General features: G+C 49.7%; 2 pseudogenes. Both read left to right on the top strand.

The annotated features are described in order from the left end of the window. A pseudogene (locus tag ACOTX3_RS26090) lies at window positions 1-107 on the top strand (class D beta-lactamase); the annotation flags it as partial. A gap of 16 nt (window positions 108-123) precedes the next feature. After that, a pseudogene (aadA1, locus tag ACOTX3_RS26085) lies at window positions 124-962 on the top strand (ANT(3'')-Ia family aminoglycoside nucleotidyltransferase AadA1). The last annotated feature ends 112 nt before the right edge of the window (window positions 963-1,074 follow it).

The raw sequence follows: 1,074 nt of genomic DNA, 5'->3' as shown, positions 1-1,074 counted from the left end.
TTTACTTTTTCGCCTTTAACATGGATATAGACAACGAAAGTAAGTTGCCGCTAAGAAAATCCATTCCCACCAAAATCATGGAAAGTGAGGGCATCATTGGTGGCTAAAACAAAGTTAAACATCATGAGGGAAGTGGTGATCGCCGAAGTATCGACTCAACTATCAGAGGTAGTTGGCGTCATCGAGCGCCATCTCGAACCGACGTTGCTGGCCGTACATTTGTACGGCTCCGCAGTGGATGGCGGCCTGAAGCCACACAGTGATATTGATTTGCTGGTTACGGTGACCGTAAGGCTTGATGAAACAACGCGGCGAGCTTTGATCAACGACCTTTTGGAAACTTCGGCTTCCCCTGGAGAGAGCGAGATTCTCCGCGCTGTAGAAGTCACCATTGTTGTGCACGACGACATCATTCCGTGGCGTTATCCAGCTAAGCGCGAACTGCAATTTGGAGAATGGCAGCGCAATGACATTCTTGCAGGTATCTTCGAGCCAGCCACGATCGACATTGATCTGGCTATCTTGCTGACAAAAGCAAGAGAACATAGCGTTGCCTTGGTAGGTCCAGCGGCGGAGGAACTCTTTGATCCGGTTCCTGAACAGGATCTATTTGAGGCGCTAAATGAAACCTTAACGCTATGGAACTCGCCGCCCGACTGGGCTGGCGATGAGCGAAATGTAGTGCTTACGTTGTCCCGCATTTGGTACAGCGCAGTAACCGGCAAAATCGCGCCGAAGGATGTCGCTGCCGACTGGGCAATGGAGCGCCTGCCGGCCCAGTATCAGCCCGTCATACTTGAAGCTAGACAGGCTTATCTTGGACAAGAAGAAGATCGCTTGGCCTCGCGCGCAGATCAGTTGGAAGAATTTGTTCACTACGTGAAAGGCGAGATCACCAAGGTAGTCGGCAAATAATGTCTAACAATTCGTTCAAGCCGACGCCGCTTCGCGGCGCGGCTTAACTCAAGCGTTAGATGCACTAAGCACATAATTGCTCACAGCCAAACTATCAGGTCAAGTCTGCTTTTATTATTTTTAAGCGTGCATAATAAGCCCTACACAAATTGGGAGATA

It is taken from the genome of Enterobacter cloacae complex sp. IR5384, assembly GCF_049237265.1.
Lineage (GTDB): Bacteria > Pseudomonadota > Gammaproteobacteria > Enterobacterales > Enterobacteriaceae > Enterobacter > Enterobacter cloacae.
The sequence above is the reverse complement of the archived record's forward strand: the minus strand, read 5'-3'. Positions and strand labels throughout refer to the sequence as shown.